Below are 20,984 nucleotides of genomic sequence, written 5' to 3'. Positions count from 1 at the left end.
GCAGATACATTCTATTTGTCGAAGAAGGAGCGTTGCAGTGCAACCTCTAGCCCTCTGATTTCTGCTAAGCCTTTCAATCGACCAATGCAAGAATAACCAGGGTTGGTTTTCTTATTGAGGTCATCAATCATTTGATGGCCATGATCAGGTCGCATAGGAATGAGGCGTGTTTCACCCTCATTTTTACGGCGATTCTCCTCTTCAAGCAGCGCCATCACGACGTTATACATATCAACGTCTCCAGACAAATGGGCAGCTTCATGGAAACTCATTTGGTTCTCTTCACGCTGAGTGGAACGTAAATGCGTAAAGTAAATGCGGTTACCATGTTGTTTAATCATATTAACAAGGTCATTGTCGCCGCGCACGCCGTATGAACCCGTACACATCGTGATCCCATTCATTTGATTTGGGACTTCTGTTGTCAACCAATCGATATCCTCAATAGTAGACACAATACGAGGCAGACCAAGAATTGGGCGCGGTGGATCATCAGGATGTACGGCAAGTTTCAACCCATACTGGTCGCATACTGGCATGAGTTCCTTAAGAAAGAGCGCCATATGTGCTCGTAGGTCGTCTTTACTGATCCCTTTATAGGTATCTAAACGCGCTTGAAACTCATCAAGGGTATAACCCTCTTCTGCACCCGGAAGCCCCGCGATAATATTCGCTGTCAGTTTATCGACATCGGCTTGAGTCATATTATCAAAGTAAGCCTTGGCTTCTGCTTGCTCTTTCTCTGAGTAATCTGCTTGTGCGCCCGGACGCTTCAAGATTTGCAGTTCAAATGCCGCAAAGGCAATTTGGTCAAACCGCAATGCTCTTGACCCATCTGGTAATTCAAATTCAAGATCGGTACGAGTCCAATCCAGTACAGGCATAAAGTTATAGCAGACAGTATCAATACCGCATTTTGCTAAATTTTCTAGAGACGCTCGATAATTTTCAATCCATTTAGCGTAATCACCTGTCCGAGTTTTTATCTCTTCATGAACAGGAACACTCTCCACGACAGACCATGTAAGGCTGTTTTTTTCTAACAACGTTTTACGCTTTTGTATCTCTTCAATACTCCAAACTTCCCCATTCGGGATATGGTGCAATGCCGTTACTACTCCCGTTGCACCAGCTTGACGAATATCATTTAGCGATACGAGATCATTTGGTCCATACCAACGCCACGTCTGTTCCATAACTTTCACCTTTCAAAATTCTGAGCTTTAATACCAAACCAAAGTCCGTGCCGAACACGAATACCTGCTACCTTTTTATCGTTTACGACGTCACCGGGTAAGAGCTAAATAGAAATCCGTCAAATTTAGGATCATCTACATCCGATAACTCAAAGAGCGTCTCTTTTACATTTTCTAGATGAAGCCACATGGCCTCGCGCGCCGCCGTTGGGTCTTTGCGTACAAGAGCCATATAGATTTTTTCATGATCCGCTAACCAACGTCTGCGGTAGTCTTGATCAGAAATACGTTCATGCAGTTGACGCCACATCGAACTTTTTTCACGGCGTACCCACAACTCTTTTACCATATCGCACAGCACGCTATTTTGTGTCGCTTCTGCGATAGCGATGTGGAACATTTCGTCACCGTCATAATCGAGACAGTTATCATCTAAATGCTTGCGTTCCATATCCAATGCTGCTCGTAGCTTCGATATGTCATTCTTTGTTACCTGACCTGCTGCAAATTCAGCTATTCGACTTTCTAAAAATTGGCGAGCTTGTAGCATTTCAAATGGGCCGACATCGTCGTCGTCTTCAGCATCGGTCTCTATTTTATGCTGCTCTTTCATCAGCTTTTGAGCATCATCTGGCGTATTAACGACGAAGACACCCGAGCCTTTACGTACTTTGACTATATTTTGCAGCTCTAGCATGATGAGAGATTCTCTGATCACGGACCGACTTACTTCCATCTGCTCGGCAATCTCTCTTTCGGGTGGGAGCTTATCCCCAACCTTAAACTCACCTGCGGATATTTTATCTTTTAGTTTTAAGCCTATCTGTTGATATAGGCGCTTAGTAATTATCATTTCTACATCAAACCTGTTGTTCGAATTTCACTCAGAGAACTTTGGCCTGACATCATATCAGTAATTATTGAATGCTCAATAAATTGGTATGTCAGGTGCCACGTTAAAAACAAAAACCTATATGTTTTTCTTTGCCTATCCACCCAAAGAAAGAAATATAACCTCTTCAAAACTGCTTATTCAATAAAGGGGCTCAATAGAGCCCCTAATAAACATTACTTCGCTAAGGCGTCGATGCCTTTCACGTACTCTGCAATTGCAGGGTTCTTCAGTGCGTCATCATGCATTGGTTTCACAGCATCGATAAACGGTTGTTTTTCAACAGCAACCACTTTCACTCCCATCGATGATTTCGCTTTTTCTACAGCCGCATCCGTCATCTCTTTCCAGATGATTTTGTGGTAGCCCATAGAATCGTTAGCGGCTTTTTTCACTGCAGCTTGCTCTTCTTTTGACAATTTATCCCACGATGTAGAGGAGATAAGTAGCACATCAGGGATCATTGTGTGCTCGTCTAAGCTATACACTTTCGCTACTTCGCCATGGCGAGAGTTAGTCAGTGCTGTCGGGTTGTTCTCAGCACCATCTACAACACCTTGTTGCAGAGCGGTATAAAGTTCACCATAAGCTAAAGGCGTTGGCGACCCCCCCATGAGCTTGATCATGTTTACTGCGGTAGGACTTGGTTGAACACGAATTTTTAAGCCAGCCAGATCGGCAGGACTCTTGATCTCTTTGTTTGCATAGAAGCTACGTGAGCCACCATCATAATATGTCAGACCAATAAACCCTTTATCGTAAGAAGTCGCGAGGATTTTTTGCCCTACTTCGCCTTCCATTGCGCGATAATAGTGGTCACGGTCGCGGAAAATGTAAGGGATATTGAATGCGCCGTATGCGGGTTCGAACGACTCCATTTCACTTGCATTCGACTTAACCATGTCTAGTGCACCATTTTGCAGTAGCTCCATTGATTCTCGTTGGGTACCTAATTGACCATTTGGATAGATGCGAATCTTCACTTCTCCATCCGTCAATTTTTTCACTTCATCAGCCATAAACTGCATAGATTTGTGAACAGGGTGAGTTCTGTCTTGGTTATGACTTAGTTTAAGTGTCGTTGCTGCATAAGTTGGTAAAGAGGCAGTTGCTGCAATCGCACAAGCGATAAATGTTGCAACAGCAGTTTTATTCCCAAACATAATATTCTCCATTTTCTCATATTTATGAGTATTGAACCGGGTAAGGTTACCGATTTAATTTACTTTTATAGTCGATTTTTTGCACGTCCACGTTATTGCCTCGACAATTTGGCCCAATACCTTTACTAATTCAAACAAAACAAATCGACAACTTGACCTACATCACAAACAAAATAGATCAAATTGGCCTGACCAATTATATGTGATCCAGCTCTCTTGGCCTGAACTGTTATCCGCATATAATCCGAAAAATATTTTGTTCGTTATATGGTTTTGCTTCTTAATCAACTCATGAATGAGTAATCGGCAGTGATCAACGCGGTAAAAATACAATCACTTAAAATATTAATTTGGAAGGGATAATGAAAAAGCTAATCTCAGTGATGGATAAATCTCTGTCTATATTCTGTATATCACTCAGCAGTTTCTTGGTGATGTGCGTGGTTTGGCAGGTTTTTTCTCGATATGTGCTTAATGCCCCAAGCACAATGACAGATGAAGTTGCACGTTTCTTATTTATTTGGGTCGGGCTAATGGGTGCGGCTTATACCTTGGGTAAAAAACGCCACCTCGCTATCGATCTTCTCTCGATGAAACTGGAACACGAACCATCAAAACAGGCGCGTCTTCATTTAGTCATCAATATCATCAGTCTTATCTTTTCTGGTGTCATTATGATTTATGGCGGCGGCTCACTCATGTTGAAAACTTTATCGACAGGTCAAATTTCTCCGGCATTAGGCATTGAAATGGGGCTTATCTATGCCGCAATACCTATCTCTGGTTTTTTTATGGTGATCTATCTTCTTGAAGACTTTCAACGCAACTTGTCTCTTATCAAAAAGCCTGTCAACGGCTAACTTACACTTATATCAGGAGAAGCCTAATGGAATGGCAGGTCATCATTGTATTATTTGGTAGTTTCTTCCTCTTCTTAGGAATTGGAGTGCCTATATCTTTCGCCATCGGGGTAGCATCACTACTCACGATTTTATTGCAGCTACCTTTTGACGCCGCTATTGCGGTTATATCTCAAAAAATGGCCTCTGGCCTAGACAGTTTCGCCCTACTCGCTATCCCATTCTTTATTTTAGCGGGCAACATTATGAACCAAGGCGGGATAGCCATACGCTTAATTGAATTTGCGAAGGTGTTAGGCGGTCGTTTACCTGGCTCGCTTGCGCACGTCAACGTCATCGCTAATATGATGTTTGGGGCCATTTCTGGATCCGCCGTTGCTTCTGCTGCAGCAGTAGGCGGCACCATGTCTCCACTTCAGAAGAAAGAGGGCTACGACCCTGCGTTCTCTGCTGCGGTTAACATCACCTCCTGTCCAACCGGATTACTGATCCCACCAAGCAACACCTTTATCGTCTACTCACTTATCTCTGGTGGCACCTCTATCGGGGCGCTGTTCCTTGCAGGCTATATCCCTGGAATGATAATGGGGCTATCGCTTATGTTGGTTGCTGGTTTTATCGCGAAAAAACGCGGTTATCCAGTATCAGCAAAACCATCCACTTCAGAAGTCGTCAAAAGAACACTGGATGCACTACCAAGCCTAGGTCTCATTATTGTCATTATGGGCGGTATTATCGGTGGTATCTTTACCGCAACTGAAGCCTCCGCTATTGCGGTTGTGTATACCTTGATATTGGCGTTTGTATTCTATCGAGAGATATCCATAAAACAGTTACCCAGTATTATTCTTGAATCGGTCGTCACCACCTCAATCGTGTTATTACTGATTGGTGCTTCTATGGGAATGTCATGGGCAATGGCGAACGCCGATATCCCTTACATGATCAGTGATGCATTGCTAGCCGTGTCTGAAAACCCGATTATTATTCTACTCATCATCAATGTCATCTTACTGATTATTGGTGTATTTATGGACATGACACCGGCACTGCTCATCTTTACGCCTATCTTCCTTCCAATCGCGATGGATCTGGGTATGGACCCCGTGCATTTCGGTATCATGATGACATTTAACCTATGTATCGGTATCTGTACACCGCCTGTCGGTAGCGCGCTGTTCATTGGTTGCTCGGTTGCGAAAGTGAGAATCGACAAGGTCGTTAAGCCTCTATTGCCATTCTACGCCGTGCTTATCCTTGCTCTTATGCTGGTAACATTTATACCTCAGCTTAGCTTGACTCTCCCTCAAGTTTTCCTAGGTTACTAATATTTAAACGGGTGGCTACCCCCGCCCTATCCCAATTGTTAAAGGAAACCCTCTATGAAAACAGTAAAACAGTGGCGCTTTTTGCAACAAGACAATTGTTTATCGCAAGATAATTGTTTGTCGCAAGATAAAAATCGCATTGATATCGAATGCGATGGTCGTCACCAACTACATATTTTCGTACTTGAACAAGACATCATTCGAGTGATGTTTAAAAACAAAGGTGAACTTCGTCTCGATAAGACTTGGTCTATTGCTCCGGGGCAAAAAGATGTGCCGTGGGAAGGGCGAGATAAGTATTCAACAGAGGGATTTAGTTGCCCGAGTTATCTAACACAACAAGACGATGGCGTATTTAGAATTGAAACAGAGGCGCTGCGGCTTTCTATCCATCAGCCTTTATGGATGGAATGGGAATATAAAAAAGAAGGTCAATGGCTGCCATTGGCAACTGACCGTAAAACAGGTGCGTACCAACTAGGCGTATCCGAAAACGGTGTGGCGCACTTTATGAACCGCGACCTGTCAGACCAATATTACGGCCTCGGCGAGAAAACAGGTGACCTAAATCGCTCTGGGCGTCGTTTTGAAATGCGTAACCTTGATGCCATGGGTTACGACGCTAGCTCTACCGATCCACTTTACAAGCACATCCCGTTTTATATTACTCGCGTAACAAATCAAGAAGAGGCCGTGAGCTTTGGCCTTTATTACGACAATCTGGCCAGTTGCTGGTTCGATCTGGGTAATGAGCTAGACAATTATCACGTTAAGTACCGTAGTTATCGCGCCGAAGACGGCGATTTAGATTTCTATTTCATGCTAGGTAAAACGGTTGCTAATGTATCTAAGAAGTTTGTTCGATTGACAGGAGGCACTGCGTTTGGCCCTCGCTGGAGCTTAGGTTACAGCGGTTCAACCATGCAATATACCGATGCACCAAATGCGCAAGAACTGTTAGAAGGGTTTGTCGATAAATGTGAAACGCACGCTATCCCATGTGACTCATTCCAATTATCTTCTGGTTATACCTCCATTGGTAATACCCGGTATGTCTTCAATTGGAACAAAGACAAAGTACCAAACCCTAATGCGATGGCAGATGTATTCCATAATGCAGGCATAAAATTAGCCGCTAACATTAAGCCGTGTTTGCTGCATGACCACCCAAGGTTTGCCGAGGCCCAAGAGAAAGGTTTGTTTATTCTTGATTCAGAATATGATGTACCAGAGAAGTCCGTTTTCTGGGACGCCGATGGTTCTCACCTAGACTTCACCAATCCAGATACCATTAAATGGTGGCAGGATAACGTTAAAGAACAGCTACTCGAAAAAGGGATCGATTCCACATGGAACGATAACAACGAATACGAAATTTGGGACAAAGGCGCCCGCTGTTTCGGTTTTGGCCAAACGATTCCGGTCGGCTTAATTCGCCCTCTTCAACCATTGTTAATGATGCGGGCATCTTATGAAGCGCAGGTGGACTATGCGCCTGACGTTCGACCATATTTAATATCTCGTTCTGGCTGTCCCGGGATGAACCGTTATGTTCAAACATGGAGTGGAGACAATCGCACCAACTGGACGAGCTTAAAATACAACATTCGCATGGGTTTAGGCATGAGCCTATCGGGTCTGTATAACTTAGGCCACGATGTTGGTGGCTTTTCTGGAGAGAGACCGGATCCCGAGCTATTTGCACGTTGGGTGCAAAACGGTGTCATGCACCCTCGTTTTACCATTCACTCATGGAACGACGATGGGAGCGTTAATGAACCTTGGATGTACCCAGAGGTCACACCGATTATTCGTGATGCGATGGCGCTTCGCTACCGTATTATGCCTTACTTGTATAACCTATTATGGCAAGCGCACAGTGAAGATGAGCCCATTATGCGCCCTACCTTCTTAGATCACGAAAACGACCCTCGTACCTTTGAAGAGTGCGACGACTTCCTACTGGGCAAAGACCTTTTGGTTGCCTCAGTCGTCGAGCAAGGCCAAAGAGAAAGAGAGATCTACTTACCGAATAACGGTAAAGGTTGGTACGATTTTTATTCGGGCCAATGGTTTAGCGGCGGTCAGAGTATTGTTGTTCCAGCACCACTTGAAACACTGCCTCTAATGGTTAAAGCAGGGTCAGTCTTGCCGACAAGTGACCGTGTAGCTCATAGTGCCCATAGCAAAGATACGAAGAGAAACCTTGAAGTGTTACCACTTAAAGGTTGCGGTGACATCGAGCTGACTATTTTTGATGATGACGGTGAAAGCCACAATCACAAAAACAATGGCTTCTTAACACTAACGATTAACATGGTATGCAGCCAATCAACCGTTGCGCTTAATATCCAATCGACTGGTGAGTTTGAGCCTGCATATAAATCATTCGTTATAAAATTAGCTCAATGCGAAAACCGCGAATTGCTCATCAATGGCAAAACATACAAAGATGGTGACTCATTATCACTTGCAGAGACGAAATAAGGACCGTTAACCATGACAAATAATATTTCAAACACCACACTTAATGCAGGTTTAGTGACACCAAGTTACGACCGTCGTCGCCTAAAAACCAAGATAGTCCATTTAGGTTTTGGTGCATTTCACCGTGCTCACCAAGCACTTTTTACTGACGAAATAGCGGGAATATCCGAGAGTGATTGGGGCTATTGCGAAGTAAACCTATTTGGTGGCGAAGAGCTGATCAAACAACTTAGAGAGCAAGATCATCTTTATACGGTGGCAGAGAAAGGTGCCGACAAGATAGACGTTAAAGTCATTGGCTCCGTAGTCGAATCTTTGCATTCTACTTTTGACGGAGCGCAAGCCGTACTAGAAAAAATGGCCGAACCACAGGTCGCGATAGTCTCTATGACGATTACGGAAAAAGGCTATTGTTCCGATCCCGCGACAGGTGTTCTAGATAACACCAACCCGCTTATTATTCACGACTTAGCAAACCCAAGCACGCCACGATCCGCCATTGGCTACATTGTGGAAGCACTCCGTCTACGTCGTGATAGAGGTTTAGTGCCTTTTACCGTTATGTCCTGCGATAATGTACAAGAAAATGGCCATGTTGCTCGTGCTGCGGTAATGGGTTACGTACAACTGCTAGACCAAGAGCTAGCGCAATGGATTGAGTCTAATGTTACCTTTCCTTGTACTATGGTCGACAGAATTGTACCCGCAGCCACAGAAGATACGTTAGCAGAGATAGCTGATTTATTGGGCGTCAATGATCCTTGTGGTATCGCCTGTGAACCATTTCGCCAGTGGGTAATTGAAGACAACTTTGTTGCTGGTCGACCTCATTGGAACCTCGCCGGAGCGGAGTTTGTAGAAGATGTCATCCCGTTTGAGGAGATGAAGTTGCGTATGCTCAATGGAAGCCATTCTTTCTTAGCCTACTTAGGTTATCTAGGTGGTTACCAACATATCTCAGATACCATGACAGACTCTGCATACAAAAACGCAGCTTTTCATTTAATGCTTGAAGAGCAAGCGCCAACGCTGTCCATGCCAGAGGGTGCAAACCTAAAGGCCTATGCAGAGCTCTTAATCAACCGATTTACCAACCCCAGTTTGAAGCACCGAACATGGCAGATAGCGATGGACGGAAGCCAGAAGCTGCCACCAAGAATGCTTAACTCTGTGATGTCTCATCTAGAATCTGGTACCAGTTACAAACACTTGGCAATGGGTATCGCTGGCTGGATGCGCTACGCCTCTGGCATCGATGAGAATGAGCAGCCGATTGAAGTACTCGACCCGTTAGCGGCGGAACTACGTTCACTCTGCGATAAGCACGGCCGCGATATTTCAATCGTGAAAGCATTGATGACCATTGATTCAATCTTTGCGCCGGAATTAGCAAGCAATAGCCAGTTTGTGAAAGCAATAGAAGAAGCTTATAACCAACTTATTACACTAGGTTCAAAAGGCGCTGTAGCGGCCTTGTAAGGAGAAAATAATGAAAGACTTTATGTGTGACGATTTTCTGCTCACAACAGAAACAGCAAAGCGCCTTTATCACGAATACGCAAAAGATCAGCCAATCTATGATTATCACTGCCATCTTAATCCACAAGAGATAGCGCAAGATCGTCGCTTCGACAACCTAGGTCAAATCTGGCTCGAAGGTGACCACTACAAGTGGCGTGGTATGAGAAGTGCTGGTATCTCTGAGCAACTGATCACCGGTAATAGCACCGATTTAGAAAAATACATGGCATGGGCGAAAACCGTGCCTCAATGCTTAGGCAATCCACTTTATCATTGGACACATTTGGAGCTTCGTCGCCCATTCGGCATTACTGGCAAGCTATTCGGACCAAAAACCGCAGACGGGATTTGGAGCCATTGTAATGAACTGCTCGCGACACCGGAATTCAGTGCTCGCGGTATCATGAAACAGATGAATGTTCGCATGGCAGGAACCACCGATGATCCTATCGACTCATTGGAACACCACGCCATTATCGCCAAGGATGACAGCTTCGACATAGAAGTTTTGCCGAGCTGGCGACCAGACAAAGCATTCAAAATTGAACTCGAAGGATTTGCCCATTATATGCAGGTCCTTGGCGAATCTGCCGACACAGAAATTCGCTGCTTCGACGATCTATTAACGGCACTTTCTATCCGCTTAAAACACTTCGATTTACACGGGTGTCGAGCCGCCGATCACGGAATCGAAGTCGTCCGCTATGCCGCTATTCCTTCTGAAACCGACCTCGACAAACTGATGGCACGCCGCCTAAATGGCGAAACACTGAATGATGTAGAAGTCGCACAATTTAGTACCGCAGTGCAGGTTTGGTTGGGTAAGCAGTACACCAAGCTTGGTTGGGTGATGCAGATGCATATTGGCGCGCAGCGTAACAACAGCACACGCATGTTCAAACTGCTTGGCCCAGATACTGGTTTTGACTCCATTAGTGACCGTACCTTCGCGTATGAGCTTTCTTCCATACTTGATGAAATGGACAAAACTAACGAATTACCCAAAACGATCCTTTATTGTCTAAACCCTAGAGACAACGAGATGATGGCAACCATGATTGGTAACTTCCAAGGTGGTGGTATAGCAGGTAAAGTTCAGTTCGGTTCAGGCTGGTGGTTCAACGATCAAAAAGATGGCATGCAGCGTCAAATTGAACAACTATCTCAGCTTGGATTACTTAGCCAATTTGTTGGTATGCTAACCGATTCACGTAGCTTCCTTTCTTATACAAGACACGAATACTTTCGTCGTATTTTGTGTGACATGGTCGGTCGTTGGGTTGAAAATGGTGAGGTTCCAAATGACGACGCATTGCTAAAACCGATGATAGAAAACATCAGTTTTGGTAACGCAGCTCGCTTCTTTAAAGGAGTACAATAGCGCTATGAGCAAAACGGAAAGTATGAAAAAAATCGCCATTATCGGAGAGTGCATGATAGAGCTGAACGGAAAACCGTTCGGCGACATGTGGCAAACGTTTGGTGGTGACAGCCTCAACTCCGCTGTATATCTAGCCCGTGCGGCAAAACAACACATTCAGATCAACTATGTCACCGCAATGGGTATTGACCCATTAAGTGAAGGCATGGTTCGTCGCTGGCAAGAAGAAGGCATCAATACACAGTTTGTGCTAAGAGATAAAACAAGGCAACCAGGGCTTTATCTTATTCAACTCGATGACCAAGGAGAACGTACTTTTCTCTACTGGCGTAATCAATCTGCTGCTCGCTATATGCTGCAACATTCCGGTTTCACGTCACTGGCAACGGAACTTGAAGCCATGGACATGGTTTATTTAAGCGGCATCAGCTTAGCTATTCTCTCTGATCAAGATAGGAGCAGCTTGTTAGCACTGTTAAAAACGCTTGCAAACAAAGGAGTAGAAATCGCCTTTGATTCCAATTTCAGACCTGCACTTTGGCCACAAAATGAAGATTGGAAAACGGTTAAAGATACCTATTCAGAACTGCTCTCATTTTGCGACCTTGCCCTTGTAACTTTTGACGATGAACAAGCGATTTGGCAGGACAACACTCCCGAGGAAGCATTGATTCGTTTAGAGAAAGCGGGCGTCAAAAAAGCGGTTATAAAGTTGGGAGCGGAAGGCTGTCTTTTCAAAGATTTTCGCCAAACGGGTAACGAAGCCGTATTGGTGGCAACAACACCTATCGAAACGGTTATCGATACGACATCAGCAGGTGACTCCTTTAACGCGGGCTATTTAAGCGGTCACTTAACGAGTGTCAAACCAGAAGAGTGTTGTTTACGTGGCCATCAACTTGCTGGAGCCGTAATACAGAGCAAGGGCGCAATTGTGCCGTTGTCGGCAACTCAAGCTATAACGAACCAATTTACACAAACCGACTGATCCTTCAGTCTAACCATAAAGGACAATTCAATGAGCACAACATTAGATAAACTGAAGGAACTTAAAGTTATTCCAGTTATCGCGATAGATAGAGCAGAGGACATCGTTCCTTTAGGCAAAGCGCTTGCAGAAAATGGCTTACCCGCCGCAGAGATCACCTTCCGATCGGATGCCGCCGTCGAGGCTATTCGCTTGCTAAGAGAAGCACAACCAAACATGCTGATTGGCGCTGGAACCATTCTAAACAAAGAGCAAGCGATGGCAGCAAAAGAAGCTGGAGCAACCTTCATTGTCTCTCCAGGCTTCAACCCGAACACAGTAAAAGCGTGTCAGGAAATGGGTATTGATATTGTACCGGGTGTCAATAATCCAAGCACCGTAGAAGCGGCGCTAGAGATGGGCTTAAAAACCCTCAAGTTTTTCCCAGCAGAAGCCTCTGGTGGTATTGCCATGGTGAAATCGTTACTTGCTCCGTACACCGATATTGAGTTAATGCCGACTGGCGGTATCAATTCAAAAAACATCAACGATTACCTTGCCATTCCGAGAGTCATTGCGTGCGGCGGTACTTGGATGGTGGACAAAAAACTCATCGATGAAGGGAAATGGGACGAAATAGGCCGTTTAACAAAAGAAGCCGTAGAACTCGTCAATTCGTTCAACTAACACGACTTAACATTAAAACTTATCCCCACTTCCATTCGGCTACGATATTCGAACTATCGTAGCCGAATGTCTTTATCTGCATCGCAGGGTGCCTTTCAATCCAATAGTTCCATTTAGTGCGATGATATCTTATTCAAAATTGAGAAAATTGCGGTAAACGTCAATATTTAGGCTATTTTAAATATATAGTATGTATCTATTACTCCAATAAGATATCAACAAAAACAATAGGCTATTTATGAAAGGAATCTCTTTAGTACCGCTTGCGTTAATATCCCTCCCCTTCTTCGCTTTTGCAGATGAAGTACCTGCTGACATCTCAGCACAGCACCAATTAGGCGTACGTGGTGGTTGGGTTACCCAACAACCGGAATACGAAGGCCTAGGCGAAGCAGATGATAGAAGCACTGGCCACGTCTATGGCGTTGACTACACATTCTTAAAACCCTTTGGCGGATCTGGACAGTTCAAATGGGGTGTAAACGGTGGAGTAGATAAAATATCTAACACCGTTTATTTTGGTGGTAGCAATAGTGGCGTAGATGTAGATTATTACTCCACTCGCGCCGCTGGTGTTTTCGCCTATGGCATCACCCAACAAATCGATGTGTACGGCAAATTAGGGTTGAGCTACAACTACGGTGACTTTGGCCCTAAGCAAATCAACGGTGTGGGAATATTCGAAGCCGTTGGTTTTAGTTATCAATCATCTAATGGTGCTTTTTCTGCCATAGAAGGTCAGATCGACACCTTTAACGATGATCTGTACGAAGCGCCATTCAGCTTGTCGCTCATTCTTCGTGCTGGGTTCACCTTTTAACACGAATCATTTTTGTATTAACGAAAACGGCCATCCTAGGATGGCCGTTTTTTTATTTTGTTATTTTTATTCTAACTATTGTGAAATAAATCCTATTCTTTAAGGGTCTTGTAATGGTAATCACTTATTTTTAATAGGAAAGAAATGACAGATTGGCTCACGCAAGGATTGGCTGTATCGGGAAACCTCACCGTTTTAGAGATCGCTGTCTCCATCATTTTGCTCTCTTACCTGTTAGAAGATCTCGCCATCATCACCGCTGCACTATTGGCTGCTGACCAGTCCATCTCCCCTGAGATTGCTTTAATCGCCATTTTTATCGGAATCGCAACCGGAGATATTGCTTTGTATGGTGCCGGTGCGCTAGCCGCAAAATGGCGGGGACTGAGATACCGCTTATTAAAAAACAGGGGGATGCGTATCGTCAGATCACGGCTCAAACACCGCCCTCTTTTAAACATTGCCATTATTCGCTTTATCCCCGGACTAAGAACGATAGGCTTTACCTTAAGCGGTCTATTTGGTATCAAGTTTCATCACTTTATGGGCGCGGTAATGTTAGCCACTGCCATTTGGACCGCATTCATATTCTTTTGTATCTACCAACTTGGTTCAATCAGTTGGCTAAGTGACAGTCAGTGGAAATGGATTATCGCACCATGTGCCTTCGTCGTTTTATGGTTAATCAATCGAACATCAAGAAAAAAAATGAATACTCACGGGAAAGGAGCCTCCATTTGAGCGCACTCAATCAACCAGAATCAACTGGCCAAATAAAACAGGACAACGTTCTCCCTCTGAATAAAGGACAGTCTATAGAGTCTCGGCTAGGGATGCCTGAAATGGATAAATCTGGTCCGGCCGTTTCTCGATATGAGTTTTGGCCAACGTGGTTTTTCTATACACCCGTTGTTATTCAAAGCTTATGGCACAGCCTTAAATATCGAAGCGTTGGTTTGCCATTGATCGCAAACCCATCCATCTGGTTGAGCGGAATGGTAGGTGAATCGAAGAAAGATATCCTTAACCTAGCAGGTAAAGAAGCAAAGCAATGGATCCTACCTTTCTGCACCCTTAGAAAAAACAACCAATCTATCGCCATTCAGATACAAGATGCGCTCGATGCAATGGAATCCGAAAAATTGGCGTTTCCGGTCGTCGCCAAACCAGACAAAGGTTGTCGCGGGGCTGGTGTTAGGTTAGTTCACAACAAAAAACAGTTGGTTGACTACATTCAACGCTTCCCAACAGGGGCTGATTATCTTCTGCAAAAAAAATCCGATTATGATGCTGAAGTCGGTGTTTTCTATATGCGATACCCAGGCGAAACCAAAGGTCAGGTTTTCTCAATTACGTTAAAATACGCACCCTATATAGAAGGCGATGGTATAAAAACGTTACAGCAACTGATTCATGACGATCCAAGAGCAGGACAGTTGGCAAAAATCTACGAAGAGAGGCATCAACAGAAACTCGATTGGGTTCTACCTAAAGGCTTAGAATTCAGACTGGCGTTTGCAGGTAGCCATAGCCGTGGCAGTATCTTCAAAAACGGTAATCAATTTATTACACCTGCACTAACAGAGCAATTGGATGCGATATTCGACGACTTCAATGGTTTTCACTACGGACGGCTGGATATCAAATTCAAAAACATTGAAAGCTTAATGGCTGGAGAAGAACTACAAATCATTGAGATCAATGGTGCAAGTAGTGAAGCCACACATATTTGGGACAGTAAGACGACATTATCAGAGATATTTTCAACCCTACTCTTCCAATACCGTTCTCTTTACAAAATAGGGTATTTACAGAAAAAAGCCGGCCATAAACCGCCGAAGCTGAGTGCTTTGTTTCAAGCCCTAAAAGAAGAGAACGAACTCATTAAACAATACCCATCAACGGATTAAGCAGGCCGTAATATGAATAATACATCTATTTGCCCGTCTATTATTGGCAGTTTAGAAGCAGTAGAACAGAGCTTGGTTTTATGTGCACTACTTGATAAAAACAGTTATACATTTAAAGCGACGCCATATGTACAAAGTTCGATAGGTGAACACCTAAGGCATATTTTAGACCTATTTTTTGCACTCGTTAAGCAACCCGATATTGGTGTTGTCGATTACGACCATCGCCGTCGTGGAGCCCCTGTAGAGACAGACCTGCTTGTGGGCATTTCCGAACTACAAGAAATTAAAGCATGGTTAGAAGCATTGAAAACCGATCAACTAGATGTTCCAATCACCATCCTGTCAGAAGCAACGATCTCAACTCAAAAAGTGTGTGAGATGGCCTCTTCACTGCGACGAGAGTTACTATTTGTCTCTAGTCATACTATCCATCATTTGGCCATAATAAAAGTGATTACAACGCATTGTGACATAGAAACTAACGAGCAATTAGGCTACGCTCCTGCTACGGCGACATATTTAAGAGGACAAGCTTAATGTGCACGGCATCGTGGCTTCTTGATAAAACGGGTTACCAAGTTTTCTTCAATAGAGATGAACAAATAGGTCGAGCGAAAGCGCAGCCACCATCTCAATTTAAAAGTGAATCTGACGTCAATTTTTTGATGCCAGTGGACCCGGTTGGACAAGGAAGTTGGATCGCAACCAATGAACTTGGTCTCACGCTATGTCTTCTGAATTTTTATCAAGGGGATATCCCTAAAGGTGAATTAATTAGCCGTGGACAATTAGTCCGATCTTTTGCTCATTTTTCCAGCGCAGAATCATTAATCGGTGATTTCACTAAACTAAACCTAAGCCAATATGCACCATTCACCTTGGTTATTTTTGACGCACAGTTAAACTCAGAACAAGGCCACGTAAAAGCGCTTCAATGGGATGGCAAGACATTAGTCGATACGTTGCCGTTACCTCCTCTCATTTCCAGCGCCGTTGATGCCGATACTGTACGAACTTCTCGTAGGCAACTTTTCACCATCTTCAATGCCAACGAAGAGAGCACGGCATCTAGGCTTGCTTTTCATCATAGCCATGAGCCCAATAAAGGTCGCCTTTCACCCTGTATGCATAGAGATGATGCCCACACGGTCAGTTTCACCCATGTGATAGTAAACAAAGACGAAGTAAACGTTAACTATCAAGATGGCTCACCTTGCATGCAAGCGCCTTATCATAAAAGTACGTTAGCTAAACTCGAAACTAAGCAAATAGAAAAATTTGCTTAGTTTGTGTGAAAGTTTTCCGCTTCCTTATCTGTCTACTCTGTTAACTGCGAATATTTAACAAAGGACGTTACAATGAGAAAGTGGTTATCGAGTATTTTAATACTGATTGCAAGCGTATTATTCACTCTACCAGTGCTAGCTGAAGAACCCGTCTATACAGGGTTCTTTAGCAACAAGGCCTTAGATGGTTACGATACCGTCGCCTATTTCTCGCATAGTAGAGCGATGAAGGGCAAAAGCGAGTTCAAACTAGAATACATGGGTGCTGATTGGTATTTTTCTAGCAAAGGTAATATGGATAAATTTAGAGCGAACCCTTCAAAGTACGCTCCGCAATATGGTGGTTATTGTGCGTGGGCAATAGCAGAAAAAAACGATTTTGCCTCTGGTGATCCAGAGCAATGGACGATAGTCGATGGCAAGCTATATATAAACTACAATCGCGATATTCAAAATAAATGGCTTAAAGATGTACCGGGGTTTATCGCTCAAGGGAACAAAAACTGGCCTATGTTATTCAAGAAAAATAATCTTAATAATGAATAACATTCTTCGTTTTGGTGATGGAAATAATCAGGCAAATGGCCTGATTATTTTATCTTCTAAACTTAATTAACTGCTTAAACGCGATTTTTGTTGATTCAAAAGCAAAATTATTAAGATCTACATCAGTCATCGCAATCCAATTAATCTCTGCCACATCATCTTGCGGTTTCATTGCGGGTTTTTCATCAAGCTCTACCACAAAAAATGTATCACACGTTCTATAAGTAATGTCTTTATATGGATAGGTATTAGGATTAGAGCTAACGTACATCGCATCGCCTAAATCAAGTTCAAGATCAAGTTCCTCATGAAGCTCTCGTAAAATCGCCTGTTCTAACGTTTCATCAGGATCAACAAATCCACCGGGGAAATCCCACATTCCCAAACCTGGGTTCCTTGCCCGAGTCGCGATGAGCACCTCATCTTTGCAACAGATTGCAACCATCACTGCCGTCGCCACATTCTGAAACAGAGAGAATGAGCATTCGCTACATGTGTAAAGCTTTGCAGGCACATATTGAATGATCAGTGATTTTGAACCACATTTAGGGCAAAACTTCATATTGTGAATCCTTTGATCCTTTATCGCCAACTCAGTACTCTGACTTCGTTACCTTCCGTTGGTTTTTCGGGTACATTCAGCGCAAGTAATAGCGACACAATCGCCATGCCCGCTCCCAATAGAAAAACCGCCGCCGGTGAAACAAGCCAAATAACACCAAAAGTAACGGGAATAACCACTGCTGCAATGTGATTTATCGTGAAGGCGACTCCAGCTGTTGACGCCATATCCGCTGGATCAGCAATCTTTTGAAAATAAGTACTAATGGCTAAGGCCAAGGCAAAAAACAGATGATCGACAACATAAAGAGCGGCGCCCCACTCCGCGGTTTCTACAAAGGCGTAGCCGAGAAAAACGGCGATCAAACCAATATATTCAAACGCGAGCGCCTTTCGCTCTCCAACCCGGCCAATTAGTCGCCCAATTTTCCTTGCGAACAACCAGTTGAACGCGTAGTTGATGAGAAAGAGTAAGGTAATATCCGCTGCAGAATATCCAAATTTTTCTACCATCAAAAAACCGGCGAATACCGTAAATATTTGTCGCCTTGCACCACTCATAAAGGTCAGAGCGTAGTAAAGCCAATATCGCTTTCTCAAAACAAGCTTTTTATTCTGTTGGGTATGGGTTTCAAAGGCTGGAAAGGCGAACGCAAGCACCAACGCGATCATAAAAGCGACGCTACCGGCGATAAGATAAACCCAAATGTAGTCTAGCTCTAACTGCTCTAGCGCCAACCAGAGTGCTGCGTAGGTAAAAAGCGAAGCAAAGGCGCTAACAGAGATAAGCTTGCCTAACACCTCTGGTGCTTCTGCCTTCGTTAACCATTGTAAAGAGAGTGATTGCTTTAACGTTTCAAAGTAATGGAACCCAATAGACATCATTAACGTTGTAAACAGCAACCCGCCAAGAGATGGAAAAAATCCTGTCGCAGCCGTACCTAGCCCGCACATTGCCAACGCAATAATCATGAATTTCTGCTCACGGATAAATAGAAGAACAAACACAACGGTAAAGGCTAAAAAACCTGGGATTTCTCGAACACTTTGAAGAAGACCAATATCGGCGCCATCAAAATTTGCACGTTCCACCACAAAATTATTCAGCAAAGCCTGCCAACTCGAAAAGGCAATAGTGATAACGATAGAGGTAAGTATTAAAAAATTCTGTGGGTTTTGCCAAACCCGGTGGTTAGATGTTTGCACTGGTTATCCTTAGTGGTGCTAATGCGCTTATTATTTAAATCCAAAATGCGATTTGCCTAATCGTAAACTTAGTTTGCCATAGAACGGAACATCCTATGACAATAACGCGCGGATGTCGTGCATTGATGACACGCGATATTCAACATCTATTTCAGCATGGATTTGATGGGGGTCATATAGAACGACATTCATTCCAGCAGCTTGAGCCGCTTGGATCCCGACAGGGCTATCTTCAACGACTAGACAGTTCTTTGGTTTTGGAAACAAAGCCTATATTTGGGTATCAAGTAAATGCGCGAGCAATATGGTTCAAAAAGAAATATCGTTAAAATAGAACCCATAGCACTATGAATTAGCGGTTTATTCATCAAGTCTACGAACTTTATTTCCATAATTTTCATTCAGTCACTTCAATACCTACTGCGGTCCTATGGCTGCGGTCTTAAAACATCGTAAGCGACTCTAGGTTCTTGGAATGCTAACAAAAAAATTCACAATTAATGAATATCTTGTAACTCAGTACAACAGTAAAAATCAACTCTATTTTGACAATAGACCTGATTAAATGTATAAGCATTTGATTAATAAATCAAAAATTTCATACTATTTAAGAGGGGACTAATATACAAGCATTAATCATGCTTTTTATATCAAGCACATGTTTTCGCAAAGTATCCTTTGCTTTCTCTACATTGCCATTACTAAGATCAGTGTAGATTCGCTTATGGTCATTTAGAATTTCTTCAAAAGCTTCATCAGAGCTTGTTAAGTGGCTTCGAATAGCTCCAATGTGAAATTGCACTAACTGGTAGCTTTTTTGAACAAGAGAATTACCACAAAATTCGAAAAACGATTCATGAAACTCACCATCAAGTAACAAAAATGCTTTCAAATCTTTATTTTTGAACTTATGTTCCATCTTAACGATACAAATTTCTAAACATTCAAGAAACTTTTCTGGATTATTACGCATCGACTCATTTAACGCTATAGGCTCCAGAAAACTTCGAAAATTACACAGTTCAACAATGGACTTTTCACTAGGTTGAAAAACAAAACTGCCCTTCTGTGGAATAATATCGATCAAGCCTTCTTGTTTGAGTAAAAATAACGCCTCACGAACAGGAGTTTTACTCACGCCAAACGTCTCTGATAAAGACGCTTCTGATAGTGACTGACCTAAACCTAACTCACCACTGACGATCGAGCGACGTAAGCTTTCTGCCACATTTTCAGTTAAACTTTTCGGGCGAATAATACTCTTCAATGTCTTTTCCTCTGTAGCTTCTCTATAGCTAGATGGTCATAATTAGTGTTCGAGAATTAATCCAGCTTTAGAACAAAAATTTCTATAAATCAGTTTATTACGCAATGAGTGATTTTAAAAGGACTAAAAATAAACACTTATACTTTTTGTCACTAAATCAAAGAATCAAAGAATCAAAGAATCAATGTTAAATAAACAGTACCACTGAGGCCACAACATATAAACCACCACTAAAAATTTGAATCTTATTTTGACTTTTCTTTATAAAAAACAAAGTACCTAGCGAAGCGCCTAAAACATAAATTACCGCACTAGACAACATGATACCCAGAGAATAGCTTGCAACTGGTGCTGTACTAGGTATCTCAATAATATGTATATAACCATGAACTGCAGCCATTAACGTAGCAATATAACCCATGAATTCCTGCAGTTTTGACTTCGACGCACTCAACAAAAAAGTGATACCAACAAAACAAACCGACATTACAATCAATAGTTCTGGTTTTGGTATGGTAATTCCAAGCATGCCCAAAATTACCCCCGAAATTAAGCTGATCAAAAATATGGACAGCACATTTACTATCTTAGAACGTTGGAAGCATACGACGGCGATAAAACCAAGCCCCAACATTACGATAGAATGATCTAACCCTGTAAGTGGGTGGAGTATACCAGAAAAAATGTCAGCTTTTGAGTGACTGGGATGTGCCCAAGATGTTGTAGGGTTTAACGAAGCTAATGACAATAAAGCAACAAGAAATTTTTTATGTAATATCATTTTACGCCTAAGTATATCCATTAGTAACTACTCGCATATTAAGGTAAATAACTGAACAAAACAACACCTAACATATCAGATACTACGCTAGAATCATGGACTCTATCATCAGGAGTTAACAT

General features: G+C 43.0%; 21 protein-coding genes. 13 read left to right on the top strand and 8 right to left on the bottom strand.

The features are described from left to right. Positions 1-11: 11 nt before the first annotated feature. The 3 genes from uxuA to IUZ65_RS21785 form a co-directional block, all read right to left on the bottom strand. Positions 12-1,196, bottom strand: coding sequence for a mannonate dehydratase (uxuA, locus tag IUZ65_RS21795; protein ID WP_195706105.1), 1,185 nt, complete (start codon positions 1,194-1,196; stop codon positions 12-14). An 82-nt stretch (positions 1,197-1,278) separates the two neighbouring features. Next, positions 1,279-2,049, bottom strand: coding sequence for an FCD domain-containing protein (locus IUZ65_RS21790; RefSeq protein WP_195706104.1), 771 nt, complete (start codon positions 2,047-2,049; stop codon positions 1,279-1,281). A gap of 215 nt (positions 2,050-2,264) precedes the next feature. Beyond that, the gene (locus tag IUZ65_RS21785; protein WP_195706103.1) at positions 2,265-3,251 is read right to left on the bottom strand and encodes a TRAP transporter substrate-binding protein; all 987 of its coding nucleotides are present in this window, start codon (positions 3,249-3,251) and stop codon (positions 2,265-2,267) included. Between the two features lie 362 nt (positions 3,252-3,613). On the opposite strand from IUZ65_RS21785, the gene IUZ65_RS21780 reads away from it, so the two are divergent. The 13 genes from IUZ65_RS21780 to IUZ65_RS21720 all read left to right on the top strand — a co-directional run bounded on the left by IUZ65_RS21780 (position 3,614) and on the right by IUZ65_RS21720 (position 17,047). Beyond that, complete coding sequence (locus IUZ65_RS21780) at positions 3,614-4,111, top strand: TRAP transporter small permease (RefSeq protein WP_195706102.1); 498 nt, start codon at positions 3,614-3,616, stop codon at positions 4,109-4,111. Positions 4,112-4,137: 26 nt separating this feature from the next. Next, positions 4,138-5,439 (top strand): TRAP transporter large permease, encoded by a 1,302-nt coding sequence (locus tag IUZ65_RS21775; protein ID WP_195706101.1) that lies wholly within the window; start codon positions 4,138-4,140, stop codon positions 5,437-5,439. A gap of 54 nt (positions 5,440-5,493) precedes the next feature. Next, positions 5,494-7,926, top strand: a complete 2,433-nt coding sequence (locus IUZ65_RS21770; protein WP_195706100.1) for a glycoside hydrolase family 31 protein — start codon at positions 5,494-5,496, stop codon at positions 7,924-7,926. Between the two features lie 12 nt (positions 7,927-7,938). Further along, the gene (locus IUZ65_RS21765) at positions 7,939-9,405 is read left to right on the top strand and encodes a mannitol dehydrogenase family protein (RefSeq protein WP_195706099.1); all 1,467 of its coding nucleotides are present in this window, start codon (positions 7,939-7,941) and stop codon (positions 9,403-9,405) included. A gap of 10 nt (positions 9,406-9,415) precedes the next feature. Further along, positions 9,416-10,828, top strand: coding sequence for a glucuronate isomerase (uxaC, locus tag IUZ65_RS21760; RefSeq protein ID WP_195706098.1), 1,413 nt, complete (start codon positions 9,416-9,418; stop codon positions 10,826-10,828). Between the two features lie 22 nt (positions 10,829-10,850). Further along, positions 10,851-11,816 (top strand): sugar kinase, encoded by a 966-nt coding sequence (locus IUZ65_RS21755; protein ID WP_195706482.1) that lies wholly within the window; start codon positions 10,851-10,853, stop codon positions 11,814-11,816. 30 nt (positions 11,817-11,846) lie between these two features. Then, positions 11,847-12,482, top strand: a complete 636-nt coding sequence (locus IUZ65_RS21750) for a bifunctional 4-hydroxy-2-oxoglutarate aldolase/2-dehydro-3-deoxy-phosphogluconate aldolase (protein ID WP_195706097.1) — start codon at positions 11,847-11,849, stop codon at positions 12,480-12,482. A 238-nt stretch (positions 12,483-12,720) separates the two neighbouring features. Then, the gene (locus IUZ65_RS21745; protein WP_195706096.1) at positions 12,721-13,302 is read left to right on the top strand and encodes an outer membrane beta-barrel protein; all 582 of its coding nucleotides are present in this window, start codon (positions 12,721-12,723) and stop codon (positions 13,300-13,302) included. Positions 13,303-13,446: 144 nt separating this feature from the next. Continuing rightward, a complete protein-coding gene (locus IUZ65_RS21740; RefSeq protein WP_195706095.1) occupies positions 13,447-14,043 on the top strand; it encodes a VTT domain-containing protein in 597 nt (198 codons plus the stop codon). Between the two features lie 92 nt (positions 14,044-14,135). After that, on the top strand, positions 14,136-15,212 hold the full coding sequence (locus tag IUZ65_RS21735) for a D-alanine--D-alanine ligase (protein ID WP_195706481.1): 1,077 nt from the start codon (positions 14,136-14,138) through the stop codon (positions 15,210-15,212). A gap of 12 nt (positions 15,213-15,224) precedes the next feature. Then, a complete protein-coding gene (locus tag IUZ65_RS21730; protein ID WP_195706094.1) occupies positions 15,225-15,752 on the top strand; it encodes a DinB family protein in 528 nt (175 codons plus the stop codon). After that, the gene (locus IUZ65_RS21725; RefSeq protein WP_195706093.1) at positions 15,752-16,501 is read left to right on the top strand and encodes an NRDE family protein; all 750 of its coding nucleotides are present in this window, start codon (positions 15,752-15,754) and stop codon (positions 16,499-16,501) included. The genes IUZ65_RS21730 and IUZ65_RS21725 overlap by 1 nt, the downstream gene beginning before the upstream one ends. Before the next feature lie 72 nt (positions 16,502-16,573). After that, complete coding sequence (locus IUZ65_RS21720; protein WP_195706092.1) at positions 16,574-17,047, top strand: YHS domain-containing (seleno)protein; 474 nt, start codon at positions 16,574-16,576, stop codon at positions 17,045-17,047. 49 nt (positions 17,048-17,096) lie between these two features. On the opposite strand, the gene IUZ65_RS21715 is transcribed toward IUZ65_RS21720, so the two are convergent. The 5 genes from IUZ65_RS21715 to IUZ65_RS21695 all read right to left on the bottom strand — a co-directional run bounded on the left by IUZ65_RS21715 (position 17,097) and on the right by IUZ65_RS21695 (position 20,862). Next, positions 17,097-17,609, bottom strand: a complete 513-nt coding sequence (locus tag IUZ65_RS21715; RefSeq protein WP_195706091.1) for an NUDIX hydrolase — start codon at positions 17,607-17,609, stop codon at positions 17,097-17,099. Positions 17,610-17,629: 20 nt separating this feature from the next. Next, a complete protein-coding gene (locus IUZ65_RS21710) occupies positions 17,630-18,814 on the bottom strand; it encodes an MFS transporter (protein WP_195706090.1) in 1,185 nt (394 codons plus the stop codon). Positions 18,815-18,907: 93 nt separating this feature from the next. Further along, on the bottom strand, positions 18,908-19,081 hold the full coding sequence (locus IUZ65_RS21705; protein ID WP_195706089.1) for an HAD-IA family hydrolase: 174 nt from the start codon (positions 19,079-19,081) through the stop codon (positions 18,908-18,910). A gap of 340 nt (positions 19,082-19,421) precedes the next feature. After that, positions 19,422-20,081: a GntR family transcriptional regulator gene (locus IUZ65_RS21700; protein WP_195706088.1), complete on the bottom strand. Its 660-nt coding sequence runs from the start codon at positions 20,079-20,081 to the stop codon at positions 19,422-19,424. Positions 20,082-20,268: 187 nt separating this feature from the next. Continuing rightward, positions 20,269-20,862, bottom strand: a complete 594-nt coding sequence (locus IUZ65_RS21695) for a HupE/UreJ family protein (protein WP_195706087.1) — start codon at positions 20,860-20,862, stop codon at positions 20,269-20,271. Positions 20,863-20,984 lie beyond the last annotated feature (122 nt).

The organism is Vibrio sp. VB16 (genome assembly GCF_015594925.2).
GTDB lineage: Bacteria > Pseudomonadota > Gammaproteobacteria > Enterobacterales > Vibrionaceae > Vibrio.
Note: the sequence above shows the minus strand (reverse complement) of the source record. Positions and strands in the feature narration are given on the sequence as shown.

Bases quoted from the DNA above. Each gene is read 5' to 3' on its own strand.
- uxuA (WP_195706105.1), bottom strand. From the start codon at position 1,196: ATGGAACAGACGTGGCGTTGGTATGGACCAAATGATCTCGTATCGCTA.
- IUZ65_RS21790 (WP_195706104.1), bottom strand. From the start codon at position 2,049: ATGATAATTACTAAGCGCCTATATCAACAGATAGGCTTAAAACTAAAA.
- IUZ65_RS21785 (WP_195706103.1), bottom strand. From the start codon at position 3,251: ATGTTTGGGAATAAAACTGCTGTTGCAACATTTATCGCTTGTGCGATT.
- IUZ65_RS21780 (WP_195706102.1), top strand. From the start codon at position 3,614: ATGAAAAAGCTAATCTCAGTGATGGATAAATCTCTGTCTATATTCTGT.
- IUZ65_RS21775 (WP_195706101.1), top strand. From the start codon at position 4,138: ATGGAATGGCAGGTCATCATTGTATTATTTGGTAGTTTCTTCCTCTTC.
- IUZ65_RS21770 (WP_195706100.1), top strand. From the start codon at position 5,494: ATGAAAACAGTAAAACAGTGGCGCTTTTTGCAACAAGACAATTGTTTA.
- IUZ65_RS21765 (WP_195706099.1), top strand. From the start codon at position 7,939: ATGACAAATAATATTTCAAACACCACACTTAATGCAGGTTTAGTGACA.
- uxaC (WP_195706098.1), top strand. From the start codon at position 9,416: ATGAAAGACTTTATGTGTGACGATTTTCTGCTCACAACAGAAACAGCA.
- IUZ65_RS21755 (WP_195706482.1), top strand. From the start codon at position 10,851: ATGAAAAAAATCGCCATTATCGGAGAGTGCATGATAGAGCTGAACGGA.
- IUZ65_RS21750 (WP_195706097.1), top strand. From the start codon at position 11,847: ATGAGCACAACATTAGATAAACTGAAGGAACTTAAAGTTATTCCAGTT.
- IUZ65_RS21745 (WP_195706096.1), top strand. From the start codon at position 12,721: ATGAAAGGAATCTCTTTAGTACCGCTTGCGTTAATATCCCTCCCCTTC.
- IUZ65_RS21740 (WP_195706095.1), top strand. From the start codon at position 13,447: ATGACAGATTGGCTCACGCAAGGATTGGCTGTATCGGGAAACCTCACC.
- IUZ65_RS21735 (WP_195706481.1), top strand. From the start codon at position 14,136: ATGCCTGAAATGGATAAATCTGGTCCGGCCGTTTCTCGATATGAGTTT.
- IUZ65_RS21730 (WP_195706094.1), top strand. From the start codon at position 15,225: ATGAATAATACATCTATTTGCCCGTCTATTATTGGCAGTTTAGAAGCA.
- IUZ65_RS21725 (WP_195706093.1), top strand. From the start codon at position 15,752: ATGTGCACGGCATCGTGGCTTCTTGATAAAACGGGTTACCAAGTTTTC.
- IUZ65_RS21720 (WP_195706092.1), top strand. From the start codon at position 16,574: ATGAGAAAGTGGTTATCGAGTATTTTAATACTGATTGCAAGCGTATTA.
- IUZ65_RS21715 (WP_195706091.1), bottom strand. From the start codon at position 17,609: ATGAAGTTTTGCCCTAAATGTGGTTCAAAATCACTGATCATTCAATAT.
- IUZ65_RS21695 (WP_195706087.1), bottom strand. From the start codon at position 20,862: ATGATATTACATAAAAAATTTCTTGTTGCTTTATTGTCATTAGCTTCG.